The organism is Streptomyces sp. SID13031 (assembly GCF_010548305.1).
Lineage (GTDB): Bacteria > Actinomycetota > Actinomycetes > Propionibacteriales > Kribbellaceae > Kribbella.
The window spans coordinates 1-240 of the sequence record NZ_JAAGLV010000134.1; the positions used below are offsets into that span (position 1 = coordinate 1).

Below are 240 nucleotides of genomic sequence, written 5' to 3' on the forward strand. Positions count from 1 at the left end.
CTCGCGGGAACCCGACCGGCTTCACAGGCAGCATCGTGGGCATCTCGGTGACGGCCGACGGCCAGGGCTACGCGGCCATCTCAAGCGCGGGCCAGGTGTACGCCTACGGAACGGTGCAGTCTCGCGGGAACCCGACCGGCTTCACAGGCAGCATCGTGGGCATCTCGGTGACGGCCGACGGCCAGGGCTACGCGGCCATCTCAAGCGCGGGCCAGGTGTACGCCTACGGAACGGTGCAGT

General features: G+C 69.2%; 1 protein-coding gene. It reads left to right on the forward strand.

Annotated features, from left to right (window positions below; translation table 11 throughout):
- A partial coding sequence (locus tag G3I17_RS39570) for a hypothetical protein (protein ID WP_164604547.1) occupies window positions 1-240 on the forward strand: 240 nt, incomplete at both ends.